Origin of the sequence: Streptosporangium sp. NPDC051023 (assembly GCF_040689595.1) — a bacterium.
GTDB lineage: Bacteria > Actinomycetota > Actinomycetes > Streptosporangiales > Streptosporangiaceae > Streptosporangium.
Window position 1 is genome coordinate 24,170 of sequence record NZ_JBFBCE010000002.1, and the last position, 14,685, is coordinate 38,854.

Annotated in this window: 12 protein-coding genes; 5 read left to right on the top strand and 7 right to left on the bottom strand. The window is 69.8% G+C overall.

Annotated elements, in window-relative coordinates; genetic code table 11:
* The 3 genes from AB0395_RS01555 to AB0395_RS01565 form a co-directional block, all read right to left on the bottom strand.
* Positions 1-1,032 carry a BMP family ABC transporter substrate-binding protein gene (locus AB0395_RS01555; protein ID WP_366275944.1) on the bottom strand — a complete coding sequence of 344 codons (1,032 nt, stop codon included), beginning with the start codon at positions 1,030-1,032 and terminating at the stop codon, positions 1-3.
* A gap of 339 nt (positions 1,033-1,371) precedes the next feature.
* Positions 1,372-2,658: an FAD-dependent oxidoreductase gene (locus AB0395_RS01560; protein ID WP_366275946.1), complete on the bottom strand. Its 1,287-nt coding sequence runs from the start codon at positions 2,656-2,658 to the stop codon at positions 1,372-1,374.
* Between the two features lie 84 nt (positions 2,659-2,742).
* A complete protein-coding gene (locus tag AB0395_RS01565; protein ID WP_366275947.1) occupies positions 2,743-2,931 on the bottom strand; it encodes a ferredoxin in 189 nt (62 codons plus the stop codon).
* A 22-nt stretch (positions 2,932-2,953) separates the two neighbouring features.
* On the opposite strand from AB0395_RS01565, the gene AB0395_RS01570 reads away from it, so the two are divergent.
* The 3 genes from AB0395_RS01570 (at position 2,954) to AB0395_RS01580 (ending at position 6,570) form a co-directional block, all read left to right on the top strand.
* Positions 2,954-3,076 (top strand): hypothetical protein, encoded by a 123-nt coding sequence (locus AB0395_RS01570; RefSeq protein WP_366275949.1) that lies wholly within the window; start codon positions 2,954-2,956, stop codon positions 3,074-3,076.
* Positions 3,077-3,413: 337 nt separating this feature from the next.
* Complete coding sequence (locus AB0395_RS01575) at positions 3,414-4,865, top strand: APC family permease (RefSeq protein ID WP_366275950.1); 1,452 nt, start codon at positions 3,414-3,416, stop codon at positions 4,863-4,865.
* A 457-nt stretch (positions 4,866-5,322) separates the two neighbouring features.
* Positions 5,323-6,570 (top strand): cytochrome P450, encoded by a 1,248-nt coding sequence (locus AB0395_RS01580; protein ID WP_366275952.1) that lies wholly within the window; start codon positions 5,323-5,325, stop codon positions 6,568-6,570.
* A gap of 275 nt (positions 6,571-6,845) precedes the next feature.
* Here the strand turns inward: AB0395_RS01580 and AB0395_RS01585 are convergent, their stop codons facing one another.
* The 4 genes from AB0395_RS01585 to AB0395_RS01600 all read right to left on the bottom strand — a co-directional run bounded on the left by AB0395_RS01585 (position 6,846) and on the right by AB0395_RS01600 (position 12,291).
* The gene (locus AB0395_RS01585; protein WP_366275954.1) at positions 6,846-8,096 is read right to left on the bottom strand and encodes an FAD-dependent oxidoreductase; all 1,251 of its coding nucleotides are present in this window, start codon (positions 8,094-8,096) and stop codon (positions 6,846-6,848) included.
* A gap of 184 nt (positions 8,097-8,280) precedes the next feature.
* On the bottom strand, positions 8,281-9,816 hold the full coding sequence (locus AB0395_RS01590) for a helix-turn-helix domain-containing protein (protein ID WP_366275956.1): 1,536 nt from the start codon (positions 9,814-9,816) through the stop codon (positions 8,281-8,283).
* A gap of 281 nt (positions 9,817-10,097) precedes the next feature.
* The gene (locus AB0395_RS01595; protein ID WP_366275957.1) at positions 10,098-10,580 is read right to left on the bottom strand and encodes an OsmC family protein; all 483 of its coding nucleotides are present in this window, start codon (positions 10,578-10,580) and stop codon (positions 10,098-10,100) included.
* A gap of 40 nt (positions 10,581-10,620) precedes the next feature.
* Positions 10,621-12,291 carry an FAD-dependent oxidoreductase gene (locus AB0395_RS01600; RefSeq protein WP_366275959.1) on the bottom strand — a complete coding sequence of 557 codons (1,671 nt, stop codon included), beginning with the start codon at positions 12,289-12,291 and terminating at the stop codon, positions 10,621-10,623.
* A gap of 267 nt (positions 12,292-12,558) precedes the next feature.
* Between AB0395_RS01600 and AB0395_RS01605 the strand changes: the two genes are divergently transcribed.
* The gene (locus AB0395_RS01605) at positions 12,559-13,257 is read left to right on the top strand and encodes a helix-turn-helix domain-containing protein (RefSeq protein WP_366275960.1); all 699 of its coding nucleotides are present in this window, start codon (positions 12,559-12,561) and stop codon (positions 13,255-13,257) included.
* A 178-nt stretch (positions 13,258-13,435) separates the two neighbouring features.
* On the top strand, positions 13,436-14,611 hold the full coding sequence (locus AB0395_RS01610; RefSeq protein WP_366275962.1) for a homogentisate 1,2-dioxygenase: 1,176 nt from the start codon (positions 13,436-13,438) through the stop codon (positions 14,609-14,611).
* Positions 14,612-14,685: the final 74 nt, after the last annotated feature.

A 14,685-nucleotide genomic window follows, 5' to 3' on the forward strand; every position in this document is an offset into this window, starting at 1 on the left:
CTAGCCCGCCAGCGGGTCGGCGACGGCGACCTTGCCCGCCACGATGTCGTCACGGACCTGCTTGACCTTGGCCACGATCTCGGGGCTCGAGGCGACCGTGCACTGGGATGAGGCGAGGTCGTCCCTGAGCGCGTTGACGCCGACGCCGCCCTCGGCCAGGCCGTACACCTTGACACCGCCCGTCTTACCCGCCGCGATGTCCTTGATCGCCGCGGATTCGGCCACGTCCACGTGCTTGAGCGCGTTGTCGATCACGGTTCCCGCGCTCTGCGGGCACTGGTTGATGTCCACGCCGAACGACTTCGCGTGAGCCGTCGCCGCGGCCTCGAACACCCCCTGGTTTCCCCCGGATGCGAAGGCGGCGACGACGTCTGCACCCTGACCGGTGAGTACCTGCGCCTGCGACTTGGCCCTGGCGGGATCGCTGAACGGGGTGTTGCCGCCGACGTAGAGGGTCGTGCCGGTGACTTTGGGGTTCACGGCCTTCGCGCCCGCGATGAACGGGTCGGTCCACCGGTGAATGAAGGGGGAGTCGATCGGGACGACCACGCCGATCTTGCCGCTCTTACTGAGCAGGCCCGCCTCGATGCCCGTTAGATAGGCGGCCTCGTGCTCCTTGAACGAAACACAGGTGAGGTTCGCCGCCTGGTTCTTGGCGCATGAGTCGATCTGGAGGAACTGCTGGTCCGGGTGCTGTTTGGGAACGGTGGCGAACACGTCGTCGAACGAGAAGCTGACGCCCACGATCACGGTCGGCCTGGCCCGCACCGCCGCGTCGACGTTCTGCGCGATGCTGGTCGGGTCCTTGCTCTCGTACAGCTTGAAGGACGCGCCGATCTCCTTGGCCGCCGCCTCCGCGCCCTTGACGCTGAGCTGCAGGAAGCTGTTGGTGCCCGCGGGGTTGGGCGTGATCAGGATGACGGACTTCGCGGCGGGCGCGGAGCCGCCGGTCGTCCCGCCGCCACACGCGGTGAGCGTCAGGGAGAGCACAGCGAGCAGGGCGAGCAGGGAGAGCGTCGGGGTGGTTCGCATGCACAGTCCTTCGTAGCGGTGAACACGTCACCGGGCGGGACCGGTGTCCCGCTCATCTCATGAGCATATCCATTTATTTCCTACCGGAACAGACGGTTATGGATGACCGGGATAGACGTCGACGGGCGCCCGTAAGTGCCCGTGCCCGCCGATGAGGGGGCCGGGGCGGGGAGGCGGCCGTTCTGCCTGGCGCTTAGTGATGGACCGTGGGGTGGGAATCCCCTCGCGAGAGGACGGCGGGCCGGTCCGAATCCCCGCCGGAAATCCCGGCCAAGAAATTGCGACGGTCCCCGGCCCGCTCGTACGAGGCAGGCCGGGGACCGTTGCCCGGAACGCGGGTCAGGCCGCCGTCGGCGTGTTCATCAGCTCGGTGCGGTAGCGGGCGACCGCCGACGGGAGGCCGATCATGACGACACCGACAAGCCTGCCGCCGTCGTGGTAACCGACGACGACCTCCCCGCCGAGGTCGCCCTCGAGCACCCGAATGTCGTCGCCACCGAGCGCGGGAGCGCCGAAGGACTGGATCCGCAAGCCGTACTGGTCACTCCAGAAGGTCGGCAGCGGCGCGAACGGAACCGGGTCGTGCGCGGCGTGACCGAGGTCGGCCAGCAGGCTGGGCACCGCGCGCTTGGCCGTGTCCGTGGGGATGCTCCAGTGCTCGACCCGCCGCGCCACCTCGTCGTAGCGGGGGTTGGGGAAACGGGCCACGTCGCCGACCGCGACCAGGCGTGAGCGTCCCTCGACGCGCAGCGCGTTGTCGCAGAGCACGCCGTCGGACAGGTCGAGGCCGTTGCCGTCGAGCCACTCGGTGTTGGACGCGGAGCCGACGGCCTCCACGACCACGTCGGCCTCGACCACGGTCCCGTCCGACAGCTCGGCGCCGCTCACCCGCCCGGCTCCCGTCCCGGAGCCCCCGGTCTTCGCGGTCTGAGCTGGTTGAGTCGGTTGAGTCGGTTGAGTCGGTTGAGCTGGCTGAGCGGCCTGGGGGCCGTCGCCGAGGAACCGCCTGACCGTACGGCCGAGCAGGAAGCTGACGCCCTCCGCCTCATGGCGGCGCTGGAGCGCGGCACCGAGCTCCGCGCCGAGCGGGCGGAGCATCGGCGCGGCCTCGGGGGCGACGACGGTGACCGGGCAGCCGAGCACGCGGGCGGTCGCCGCGACCTCGCAGCCGATGAACCCGGCGCCGATCACCAGCACCCTGGTCCCCGGTGTGAGTTCCGCGCGGAGCGTCGCCGCGTCCTCCAGCGTCCGCACCACGTGCCGCCCCGCCACCGGGCCGGGCACAGGCAGCCGCCTCGGACGCATCCCGGTCGCCACGACCAGCCCGTCGTAGGCGAGCTCGGTGCCGTCGGCGAGCCGTACGGCCCGCACGGCCAGGTCGGCGGCGGCGATCGGGACGCCGAGCCGCCAGGTCACGTCGGCCACCGCGGGGCGGAGCCTGAAGGCGACCGCCTCATGGGTGACCTCTGAGGCCAGGGCCTCCTTCGACAGCGGCGGCCGGTTGTACGGCAGGTGCGCCTCGTCGCCGACCGCGACGATCTCACCGGTGAAGCCGCCCGCCCGTAGCCGCTCGGCCGCTCGCAGGCCGCCCATGGACGCGCCCGCGATCACGATGCGCTGGCTCATCGCCATCCTCACTTTTCTGGCCGCCTGAGTGGGCCGTGCGGGGAACCGCTCCCGGGGCCGCCCGGGAGCCGTCCTGGAAAGGACCTAGCCCTCGACCGTGATGGCCTGGAGCGGGCACACGTCGGCGGCCTCCTCGACGGCGTCGCGCAGCGCCTCGTCGACGTCGGACTCGTAGACCAGACGGCCGCTGTCGTTGAGCTGGAAGACCTCGGGCGCGGCGAAGACGCACTGCCCGTGGTCCTTGCAGACGTCCATGTCGACGATGACCTTCATTGCATAACTCCTGGTGAATCCGATGAACCTGATGGACGTGGTGAGTCGGCGCCGGGACGCGGAACTCTCAGTCGTCGCCGATCCAGCGATCGCCGTTGATGGGGACGCCGGCGACGGGGGTCATCCGCTTCTCCTGATTGTTTGACTCCAAACAATCTAGAAGGAGTTCGCGACGACGGTCAAGGTGTGACCTGTGACGTTACCTTATCGTTTGGTGCCAAACAAAGATTTTAAGAAGTCTGGAACGTCTTGATACCCGCTGGTCGCAACCGCGTTGCACTTCGTCAGCGGAATGTCCTCGTGTGGGGCGCCCATGCTCAGGGCATCACAAAACTCTCACAGTCGCCCACCTGCGAGAACAGGCTCTTGCGCCATCTTCATTTGAGCACGTACGATCCCGGCCACACGGTTCGTATGGGTACGAACGAAACATGCTTCCGTGCTGTCCCATGCTCCCGTTCTGTCCCAAATGGAAGGTTGCCATGACCGTCAACGAATCGGCAGCCGCCCCGGCCACGTTGTCACGCCGACGCATCGGTGTGCCCGACATCGTGTTCTTCGTGGTCGCCGCGTCCTCCCCCCTGACCGTCGCCGCGGGTGGCACCCCGCAGAACTTCGCCACCACGGGTGTCCTCGGTGTGCCGATGATGTTCCTCGTCCTGGCCGCCGTGCTCGCCCTCTTCTCCGCGGGATACGCGGCGATGAGCCGCCACATCTCCAACGCGGGGGCGTTCTACGCCTACATCACCCACGGTCTGGGGCGTATCCCCGGTGTCGGTGCCGCGTTCGTCGCGCTGGTGGCCTACAACGCCATGCAGGTCGGCCTGTACGGCCTGCTCGGTTTCAGCGCCGCGGGCTTCCTGTCCGCCACCCTGGGCGTCGACCTGCCCTGGTGGGTGGTCTCGCTGGTCTTCCTGGCGATCATCGCCTTCCTCGGCTACCGCCGGATCGACCTCAACGCCAAGGTTCTCGCCGTCCTGCTGGTGTGCGAAAGCCTGCTCGTCCTGGTCTTCGACATCTCCCAGATCTCCTCCGCCCCGCAGGGCCTGTCGCTGGAGCCGTTCAGCTGGGGCGCGCTGACCACGGGGGCGGTGGGGGCCGCCCTCCTGTGGACGATGGCCGCCTTCATGGGCTTCGAGTCCGGGGCGATCTACAGCGAGGAGTGCAGGGATCCACGCAAGACCGTCAGCCGGGCCACCTACATCGCCGTCGCCGTCATCGGCGTCTTCTACGCCTTCACCGCCTGGGCGACCGCGATGGGCGCGGGGGTGGACAACGTCATCGCCGCGTCCCGTGAGCACGGACCGGAGCTGGTCTTCGTGCTCGGCGAGCGCACGCTCGGCTCGACCTTCTCCACACTCGGCCAGATCTTCCTGATCACGGCGGTGTTCGCCGCGACGCTCTCCTTCCACAACGCGGTCGCGCGTTACTTCTTCGCGCTCGGCCGAGAGGGCGTGCTGCCGCCGAAGCTGGGACTCTCGCACCCCCGGCACGGCTCGCCGTACGTGGGATCGGTCAGCCAGACCATTTTCGCGGTCGTCGTCGTGCTCGCCTTCGGGCTGTTCGGCGGAGACCCGATGGGCACGTTGTTCAACTGGTTCACCAACCTGGGCGCGCTGGGCGTGATCCTGCTGCTGGTCGCCACCTCGGTCGCGGTCGTCGGCTTCTTCCGCCGTGAGACGCGTGGTGAGAGCACCTGGAGCAGGGTGGTCGCCCCGGTGCTGTCCGGCCTCGCGCTGCTGGCCGTCCTGTACATCGCGTTCACCAACTTCTCCGCGCTGCTCGGCACTCCGCCCGGTTCCGTGCTCAACTGGGCGATCCCCGCCATCGTGGTGCTGGTCGGCGTCGTCGGCCTCGGCTACGGCGCCTACCTGAAGTCCGCCGACCCCGCGGCGTACGCCCGGATCGGGCAGGGCGCGCCACCGCAGGACTGACCCTCGCACGCGGGCCGGCCGGGCGGTCACACGTGGGCGGGGCCTGTGCCGGACGTGAAGGGTCCGTACGGCGGTCGCGACCGCCGTACGGACCCTTCACGCGTGGCGTTCCAGCCCGCTGCAGGGGGTGCCGCGCTGCCTCCTTCGCGGAGGCGGCCCATGTTTGTTTGGGTCCTTACGATATGCCCTGAGCTGCGGGAAGTCGCAACCAAGGTCAATCCTTTTCTTTCGGCGGAGTCTTGTTCTGGATCGACTTCGGACATATGGTTTGTGTCCAAACGAAATGCGCGCCCAAGCGAAGCGTGCGCCCGGGCGAAGTGTCAGGACGAGCCGAGGAGGCCCAGTGAGCGCGGAGTCCGTGGAACGGACCGTCGAGCACCTGTAACCGCTCCCAGATCACTTTCGGTTTTCCCGAGACCACCCGTGTAGTTCATCCCGAGCATCATTTGGAGGATCCATGCGCCTGGACGACGTCGACCTGGCGGACAACGACAAGTTCCTCGACGGCGAAACCCCGTGGCGCATGTTCGATGTGCTCAGGGCGCAGGCGCCGGTGCACTGGCAGGACGAGGGCGAGTACGGCAGCGGTTTCTGGTCGATCACCCGGCACGCCGACATCGTCGCCGTTGACCGTGACGCGGAGACCTTCACCTCCTCCAAGTTCACGAACCTGGAGGAGGTGGACGACCGTCAGGCCACCATCCGCCGTTCGCTGCTGGAGACCGACGGCCCCCGGCACAGCGTGCTCCGCCGCATCCTGCAGCGCCAGTTCACGCCCCGCGCGATCGCGGGCTACGAGGTCTTCCTGCGCGGCCTGACCGCCAGGACCCTGGACGCCGCGCTGGCCAAGGGCACCTTCGACTTCGTGAAGGAGGTTTCCGCCGACTTCCCGATCAACGTGCTCGCCAAGATGCTGGACGTCCCCCAGGAGGACACCCAGCAGCTGATCGACTGGGGTAACCGGATCATCGGCAACACCGATCCCGACTACGCCGACGTGCTGCTGCACAGCGAGGAGAGCGAGAAGTACCGCGACCTCCCGTTCCGCAGCCCGGCCTCGCTCGAGGTCTTCGAGTACGGCCGCGAGCTGGCCCGCAAGCGCCTCGGCGGCGACGGCACCGACCTGGTCAGCAAGCTGGTCAACGAGCCGACCTCGGACGGGGTGCCGCTCTCCGGCCGCGACTTCGACAACTACTTCCTGCTGCTCGTGGTCGCGGGCAACGAGACCACGCGGCACGCGATCTCGCACTCCATGCTCGCGCTGATCAACAACCCGGGCGAGGCGGAGAAGCTTCGCCAGGACCTGTCGCTCATGCCGGGGGCGGTCGAGGAGTTCCTGCGCTGGGCGTCCCCTGTCTACCACTTCCGCCGTACGGCCACCCGCACCGTTGAGCTCCACGACAAGAAGATCGCCGAAGGCGACAAGGTCGTCATGTGGTTCGCCTCGGGAAACCGGGACGAGCGGGTCTTCGACGACCCCTACCGCTTCGACGTCACCCGGCAGGACAACGACCACATCACCTTCGGCAAGGGCAGCCCGCACTTCTGCCTGGGCAACGCGCTGGCCAGGCTCGAGATGCGGATCATGTTCGAGGAACTGCTGCCCCGCATCTCCGGCATCGAGCTGGCGGGGGAGCCTCGCCGCGTCCGCTCGAACTTCGTCAACGGCATCAAGAACCTGCCCGTCACGGTCACCCTCGCCTGAGCCTGAGCCTGAGCCTGAGCCTGAGCCTGAGCCTGAGCCTGAGCCTGATCCTGATCCTGAGCCTGAGACCGCGACCGGGAAGCACCCAGCGGGGTGCGCGCCGCCCACGGCGCCGCCCCGCCCCGCGTCCCGTCTCGCCGTACCGGCGCGGGGAGTGGGGGCAGGGCGGTGCCGTGGGCGGCGTCCCGGTAGCCGAGACCGGGACGTGCGGCCGGTGCGCCGGACATCGCAGGCGGGGTCAGCGGGTGGGCTCGCGGTGGGGTCAACGGGTGGGATCAGCGGGTGGGGTCGAAGTCTCGCAGCGCGGCGGGCTGCTTTCCCGTGGTGATCTGCTCGGCGAGCATACGCCCGGTGACCGGTCCGTGGGTGAGCCCCCACATGCCGTGCCCGCCCGCGACGAACCTGCCGGGAGCGTGCGTCGCCCCGACGAGAGGCCGCCCGTCGGGGGTGACGGGACGCGGGCCGACCCAGGCGTCGGTGAGCCCGTCCCACGAGACGCCGGTGAGCAGCGGCCTGGCCGAGGCGATGATCGCGTCGATGCGAGCCCGGTCCAGCGGGGCGTCCGGGTCGCGGAACTCCATCGTTCCCGCGACGCGCAACCCGCCCTGGTACGGCGTGCAGGCCACCCGGACGGCGGGCAGGTAGACCGGCCCGGAGACGGGCCGGTCGAGGGGGACGGTGAAGGAGTAGCCGCGCCCCGCGCGCACCGGCACGCGTACTCCCCACGCCGCGCCGAGGTCGTTCAGCCAGGCGCCGGTCGCCAGGACGACGGCGTCCGCCGTGACCGACTCTCCCGCGCCCGACCGGACGGTGAGCCCGCCCGCCTCCTCGTGCACCCCGGTCACCCTGAAGCCGGACCTGATGGTGGCCCCCCTGGCGACGACCGACCCGGCCAGCGACCGGGTGAACTGTCCCGGATCGACGTAGCGCTGCTCGTCCAGCCGGATGCCCGCCCTCACGCGGGAGGAGAGCTGCGGCATCTGCTCGCGGAGGGCGTCGCCGTTCAGCGCGGTGTAGCGGATCTTCAGCCCGGACCGGTCGATGCGCCTGAGCTCGTGCAGGAGCCCGTTGGCCTGCCGTACGTTCTCGAACGCCGCCGTGATCGGAGCCTCGACGGTCGGGGCCTCGACACCGTTCGAGGTCAGCACGTCGAACGCCTCCAGGCACTCCTCGTTGAACGCGAGGTTCGCCTGCACGGCCCGGTTCCACGACCCCCAGGTGCAGTTCACGGCGAACCGGGTGAGGAAGGACCACAGCCTGAGGTCGGGAGTCGCGGGCACGTGCAGCGGGGCGCGGGGGTCGAGCAGGGAACGCAGGCCGTAGCGCAGGATCCCTGGCTCGTTCAGCGGGATCGCCAGCCCCGGCGAGAGCCAGCCCGCGTTGCCCCACGACGCACCCGCGGCGACCCCGTCGCGGTCGACCACGGTGACCTCGACGCCGCGCTCCTGCAGGAACCACGCGGTGGACAGCCCCACCACGCCGGCACCGATCACCACGGCCGTGCGCGGCCCACCATCGACACCCATGATCACTTCTCCGCTCTGACAGCCTTCCGGCGACCTCTGACAGGTCCGGGACGGATCCTGTCGCGCGCGTGACTTGAGCATCGCCGCCGCGACACGGAAACGGTCTGTGCGTCCCGGACAAGCAGTGGCGGTGAGTTTGGCCGAAGCCAACAAAGACCGGTGGCGATCGACGGAGATCGGCAGTTCAGGACCGGCTGGCGGCCAGGGCTATGATCATCGCCAGCCGTTTCTCCGGCAGTTCGAGCCGCAGATCGGTGAGTTCCGCCATCCTCCTGAGCCGGTACCGGATGGTGTTCGGATGGACGCCGAGGCGGCTCGCCGCGACGGCCAGGTCCCCCTGCGCCTCAAGCCAGGCGCGCAGCGTCGCGATGTGGTGGGTGCCGTGCTCCGCGTCGTGCCGGGTCAGGTCGGCGACGGGGCCGCGCGCGGGAACGCGCCCCGCTGAGGCGGCGGCCCGCAGGCGCTGCAGCAGGATCTCGTCCCACGACTCGTCGTAGACGACCGCGGGGGCGCCGCCCTGCCGCGTCGCCCGCAGGGCGAGGCTCTCGTCGGCCTCCTGCCTGCAGGAGGGGAGCTGGGCCGGGTCCGCGGGCCCGCCGACGCCCGCCAGGACGGTGACCTGCCGCGGCAGCACGTTCACGATCGCGGCGAGCCAGTCGAGGGCGGGGGTCACGTCGCTGTCGCAGGGCAGCAGTGTGTACAGGGTGTTGCCGAACAGCGTGCTGCGCCCGGGACGCGACCAGCCGAAACCCGTGGTCGCGCGCTCGAACGCCAGCAGGACCGCGGCGTGCCTCTCCTCCGCGATGTGCGCCTGGAGCGCGATCACCCGGAACCGTCCCCTCGGCAGGCCGAGTCTGGTGATCACGGCGGGGGCGTCCGCCGTGCCCTCCAGCAGCCGGATGACGAGGTCGGACTCCACCTGACGCTCCAGGTCCGCGCTGACCCGGGAGCGCAGCAGGTGCAACGCGACCGCCCGCGCCCCGTCGCCCAGGGCGGTCCTGCGCTCGTCGGGAAGCGGGCGCTCGCACTCGACCCAGATCGATCCGAGCAGCTCGCGTCCCGCGCGGACGGCGACGACCACGCGGCCCCTGAGGCCGTGCGCGGGGGAGGGACCGACGAACAGCGGCTCGTCGGAGGTCGCCAGATGCGCGAAGACGCCTTCGCGCTCGAACAACCGCCGCACGGTGTCCGGCACCCGCCTGCCCAGGATCGTCTCCAGGCGGGCCGGGTCCGCGGTCTGCTGCGAGCCCGAGTAGGCCAGGACACGCGACATCTGGTCCTCGATCGTCACCGCGGAGCCGATCTCCGCGGCGAGCGTGTCCGCGAAGGCGAACAGGTCGGTCGGCCCCCGCCCCGCCTCGGTCTCGCGGCCTTCGAGCACCAGGCCGTAGACCACCCCGGACAGCTGGCTCCAGGACACCTCCGGCTCGACGAGCAGTACGGCGATGCCGCCGTCGACGGCGTCGGCCAGCGCGCTCTCGTCGAACGGCGGACTCCCGCGCACCAGCATCGCGACGGCGCGCGCCGCCCGCGCCAGGCGGACGGCCTCGGCCGCGGAGTCCACACCGACGGAGAGGAACACGTCGCCGGTCGCGGGGCGCGTGTCGGTCGGGTCGTGCACGACCACGCTGCGCAGTTCGACGTCCCGGGACGCCGGAGCGCAGCACAGCCGGGCCCCATAGCCGCCGAGGACGTTGACCAGCCGGTCCAGTCTCAGCATCCGCCGCGCCCGCTCGTTTTCACGGAGCCGCCGGTGCGGGGGGCGTCGATGCGGGATGTGGTGGTGTGGGGTGCCTCACCGTGGGGACTCCACTCGCGGGGCAGCGTCCCCGGGCGGATGACGGTTTCCTGCTGCCCCTCGCTGGGATCGGTCCGTTCCACACCCACGATTGTCCTCCGCCCGCGCGGGTCCGCCCGACGGCGGTCCCGAGGCATGCCGCCGGGCGTCTCGGGAGCGGGCCGGAACAGCTCACGCTCCCGTCGTGACCGCCTGTCAGGGCGTCATGCCTCTGCGAGCTCCAGGTCGGTGGTTATCTCGACGCAGCCGCTGATGGTGCGGGCGATGGGGCAGTGCCGGGTGTGCCGGTCGTGCGCGCGGGCCACCTCTGCCGGATTCACGTCCTCCGCGAGGCGCACCCGGTAGCGGACGTGGATCGCGGCGATGCGCAGCACCCCGCCGTCCTTCACGATCGTTCCCTCGCCCTCGGCCGTCAGCGCGCCGTCGGTGGTCGGCTGGCCCAGCTTGGCGAGCATGCCGGACAGGGTTCCGGTCAGGCATGCCGTCGTCGCCCCCACGACGTAGTCGAGGGTGGTGGCGTGCGGTTCGATGGTGTCCAGCGGGACCCCGTAGTGCTCGGCCACCGGTCCGTGCATGCCCATCGGCACCGGTCCGCCGTCCACGGGTACGGTGACCAGCTTGGTCCGCCCCGCGGCGGCCTCGACGGTCACTCGTGACACCTCGACGACGGTGTTGTTGTCGATCATTTTGCTCCTTGGTCGAGTGCGGCTGGTGAGTCGTGTGCGGTCAGTGAGCCGTCGCGGGCACATCGCTCAGCAGGGTGCCGAACACCACGGGGTCGCCGTCGCCGTCCAGCGGTGCCACGGCCGCCACGTAGCAGTCGGGACGCACCAGATAGAGGAGGTCACGCTCGCCGGAGTAGACGTCCCACATCTCCTCGGACGGGACGGTGAGCACGTCGATTCCGGCAGGGGGTGTCGCGGCGCCGTGCGTCAGGACGGAGCGCCTGACCCACGCCGGTGCCGTCGTGGCGGCGAGCCTGTCCACCAGCTCGGCGGTGAGACCGCCTGCTCCCGGCACCGCGAGCAGGGTGAGCTCACCGGCCAGAGCGGCGCGCAACGTGCTCTCCGCACCCGCACCCGCACCCGCACCCGCACCCGCACCCGCACCCGCGTGCGCGCAGCGCAGGTCGGGCAGGGGCGTACCGGGCTGCACGCGGGGCGTCGTCCCCAGGGCGGTCGCGGGCACGGTCAGTGCCGAGTCACTGTAGGGGAAGGGCTCGTAGAGTTTGCCGCTGTCGACCCGGTGAGCCTGGGCGCTGTCTGCGGCGGCCGCGGCCAGCGCCGCGTCGCGCGCCTGGCGCCCCGTGTCGGCGTCGGGGGTCATGAACCGCATGGACGCGCCGGTCAGCTCCAGGTGATGGTCGGCGGCGGCGGCCCGCTCGGTGTGATAGCTGTCCAGGAGCGAGGCCTCGGCCCGGCCGGTGAGCACGAAGCCCAGCTTCCACGCCAGGTTCTCCGCGTCCTCCATGCCGCTGTTCATGCCGCGGGCGCCGAACGGTGAGACCACGTGCGCCGCGTCGCCCACGAGGAAGATCCGTCCCCGCCGGAACTCGGAGGCGCGGCGCTGCTGGAAGGTGTAGGCGTTGCTGCGGATCACCCGCACCGGATGGTCGCCGATCACCGTGTGAACGCGTGCCTCGACACGTGTGGGCTCGGTCTCCACGTCCGCGTCGAGGTCGAAGGGGATCTGCCAGTCCAGTCGCCACACGTTCCGCATGACGCCGTGCATGAGCACGATCCCCTCGGGGTGGAAGGGCGGGTTGAACCACAGGCGGCGTTCCCGCTCGAACGGCAGGTCCGCCTCGAAGTCGGCGACGAGGAAGCGTCCCTCGGTCTGCCAGCCGTCGAAGGTGATCCCGAGCTGCCGCCGGATGCCGCTGCCGATGCCGTCGGCCGCGACGAGGTAGTCGCCCGTGTAGGTCTCCGGGCCCTGCGGCCCCGTGACGCTCAGACGCACCCCGGAGTCGTCCTGTTCGACCTCGCCCGCCGTACGGCCCAGCCTGAGGTCCACCAGCCCGGTGGCCATCGCGGCCTCGTACAGGAGCTCCTCGATGCGGAACTGCGGGAAGTTGACGAACGGCGGGTAGATCTCCTCGCCCCGCGTCGGCCACCTCAGCTGGAGGATCTCCCGGTCGCCGTAGTAGGTGCGCCCGAGCGACCAGCTCACGCCATCTCGGATGATCTCCTCGGCCACCCCCAGACGGTCGTAGAGCGCCAGGATGTCACGTTGCACGGTCACCGCCCGTGACTGTCGGCAGCTCGGATCGTCACGGCGCTCCAGCACCACGGAACTCACGTTCTGCCGTGCCAGCAGGAGCGCGGTGGCCATGCCCACCGGACCGGCGCCCACGATCACCACGTGGCCCGGAGAACCCGTATTCCCAGGGACAGCCATCGCCACCTCCATTTAACCGATATACGGTCATCATCACCGTCTATAGGTCATAGGGTGCCCTGCCGGCCGCCGGACTGCAAGGGGTGGAGGGGATGAAAGGGACGGTGTGCTTGCTTTGGGTGCACCGGGGAGCGGGGTGCGCGATCATGGAGGCGCGCGGACGGCCGTATTGGCATTGGCGGGCGTGAAGGGCGATAATCGATCGCATACGCCGATTTTTGACTGGCGGTCAGAAAGTGCGCCGCCCTGTCTCTGGGGAGTGACACCGTGGCCGAGGAAGCAGCAAAACCGGGTGAGATCGCTCAGACTCTCGACCGTGGTTTGCGCCTGCTCGAAATCCTGGCGGAAGCGGACGCGGACGAGGGGTTGTCGCCGACCGAGGCCGCGGCCAGGCTCGGCGTGCACCGCTCCATCGCGGCGCGGTTGCTGGTGACCCTGCTGCGCAGGGGATTCGTCCGCCGTAACCGTGAGGGGCGCTACCTGCTCGGCATGGGGCTGTTCAGCCTGGCCCGCCATGTCTCACAGAACCTCCTGGTGGTCGCGGGGCCGCTGCTGACCGAGATCGCGGAGCGGCTCGACGCCACCGCCGTCATGCACGTCGCCGACGGGGACGGCGCGGTCACCCTGGCCTCCGTTGAGCCCAAGCGAGCCAGTTTCCACATCGGCCTGCGCACCGGCTCGCGACACCCGCTGGGCACCGCCGCCACCGGCATCGCCATCCTGGCCGGTCGTCCCCCGGTGCAGGGGGAGGACGACAAGGTCGTTCAGGGTCGCCGTCAGGGCTACGTCGTGACCACCGGTGAGCTGGTTCCGAACTTCACCGGGATCGCCGCACCGATCCTGGTCAACGGCTGGTGTGACGCCAGTGTCGGTGTGGTGATCCCCAAGGAGCGCAAGCACGACGAGAAGTCCCTCGCCCGCGAAGTGATCGCCCTGGCGAACGGTATCGCCCTCGCGCTGACCTGAGACAAGGCGTCGCTGGCCTGAGACAAGGCGCCAGAGAAGAAGGCCCCGGAGCCCGTCGGCTCCGGGGCCTTCTTTGTGCTGGGGGACCCCGACGACGTTGACAAGCCCCAAAGGGTGCGCGAGGATCGCCGATATACGGTCTATGCAACCGATAATAGAACTCACGCTTGGAGCGGCGATGGTCTACTACAGACGCCTCGGCGAGGTTCCCCGAAAGCGGCACTCCCAGTTCCGAGGCGCGGACGGCGAGCTCTACCACGAGGAGATGCAGGGGGAGGAGGGGTTCAGCTGGACTCAGTCGTTCCTCTACCACCGCAACCTTCCGACCGTCATCACGGCCGCGGACAGCTACCCGGACGGCGCGGTTGCCCTGCATGCCAACGACCCGCTGCTGCCCAGGCACTTCCGGACGCACGACCTCAAGCGGGGCGGGGACCCGGTCCTGGGCCGCCAGGTGCTGATGGGCAACTCCGATGTGACCATCTCCTACGTCGCGGCCGACGGTGACAGCCCGCTCTACCGCAACGCGGTGGGCGACGAGCTGGTCTACGTGGAGGCGGGCACCGCCGTACTGGAGTCCCCCTTCGGCAGGCTGGAGGTCGGCGAGGGCGACTATGTGGTGATCCCGACCTCGACCACCCACCGTTGGGCGCAGGTCGATGACGAGCTTCGGCTGTTCGTGGTGACCGCCAGCGGGGGAGGCCACATCCGGCCGCCCAAGCGGTTCATGTCGCCCTTCGGGCAGTTCCTCGACGGCTCGCCGTACAACGAGCGCGACATCCGCGGCCCCGAGGAGCTGACGTCGGCGGAGGGACCCGCAGAGGTCTTCGTACGGCACCGCCGAGGCGTCACCCGCTACGCCTACGCCTACCACCCCTTCGACGTGGTCGGCTGGGACGGCTACAACTATCCCTACGCCTTCTCCATCCGCGACTACACCCCCTCGACCGGCGCGCTGCACCTGCCGCCGCCCACCTACGTCACCTTCGAGGGGCCGGGCTTCGTCATCTGCTCCTTCGTTCCCCGGCTGTTCGACTATCACCCCGGGGCCGTCAAGGTGCCCTACAACCACGCCAACGTGGACTCGGACGAGGTCCTGTTCTACTGCGGCGGTGACTTTATGAGCAGGGCGGGCACGGGTGTCGGGATGGGGTCCATATCCCTGCACCCCGCGGGTTACATCCACGGCCCGCAGCCCGGCAGCGCGGAGAAGAGCCTGTCGGCCACCCGCACCGAGGAGTACGCCGTCATGGTCGACACCTTCAGGCCGCTGGACCTCGGTCCGGGCGCGGAGGAGGCGGAGGATCCGGACTATCCGTGGTCCTGGGCCCGCGGTGTCGGCATCGGCATCTGAGCGACCCCCGCACGCTTTCAGGCCCTGTGGCTTTTTGCGCCACAGGGCCTTTCGCGCTGAAGGCCTCCGACTGG

Excerpts from the sequence above, each read along its gene's own strand:
- AB0395_RS01595 (WP_366275957.1), bottom strand. The coding sequence starts at position 10,580 with ATGATCGACAACAACACCGTCGTCGAGGTGTCACGAGTGACCGTCGAG.
- AB0395_RS01580 (WP_366275952.1), top strand. The coding sequence starts at position 5,323 with ATGCGCCTGGACGACGTCGACCTGGCGGACAACGACAAGTTCCTCGAC.
- AB0395_RS01555 (WP_366275944.1), bottom strand. The coding sequence starts at position 1,032 with ATGCGAACCACCCCGACGCTCTCCCTGCTCGCCCTGCTCGCTGTGCTC.
- AB0395_RS01560 (WP_366275946.1), bottom strand. The coding sequence starts at position 2,658 with ATGAGCCAGCGCATCGTGATCGCGGGCGCGTCCATGGGCGGCCTGCGA.
- AB0395_RS01575 (WP_366275950.1), top strand. The coding sequence starts at position 3,414 with ATGACCGTCAACGAATCGGCAGCCGCCCCGGCCACGTTGTCACGCCGA.
- AB0395_RS01600 (WP_366275959.1), bottom strand. The coding sequence starts at position 12,291 with ATGGCTGTCCCTGGGAATACGGGTTCTCCGGGCCACGTGGTGATCGTG.
- AB0395_RS01585 (WP_366275954.1), bottom strand. The coding sequence starts at position 8,096 with ATGGGTGTCGATGGTGGGCCGCGCACGGCCGTGGTGATCGGTGCCGGC.
- AB0395_RS01565 (WP_366275947.1), bottom strand. The coding sequence starts at position 2,931 with ATGAAGGTCATCGTCGACATGGACGTCTGCAAGGACCACGGGCAGTGC.
- AB0395_RS01610 (WP_366275962.1), top strand. The coding sequence starts at position 13,436 with ATGGTCTACTACAGACGCCTCGGCGAGGTTCCCCGAAAGCGGCACTCC.
- AB0395_RS01590 (WP_366275956.1), bottom strand. The coding sequence starts at position 9,816 with ATGCTGAGACTGGACCGGCTGGTCAACGTCCTCGGCGGCTATGGGGCC.
- AB0395_RS01570 (WP_366275949.1), top strand. The coding sequence starts at position 2,954 with ATGAACCTGATGGACGTGGTGAGTCGGCGCCGGGACGCGGAACTCTCA.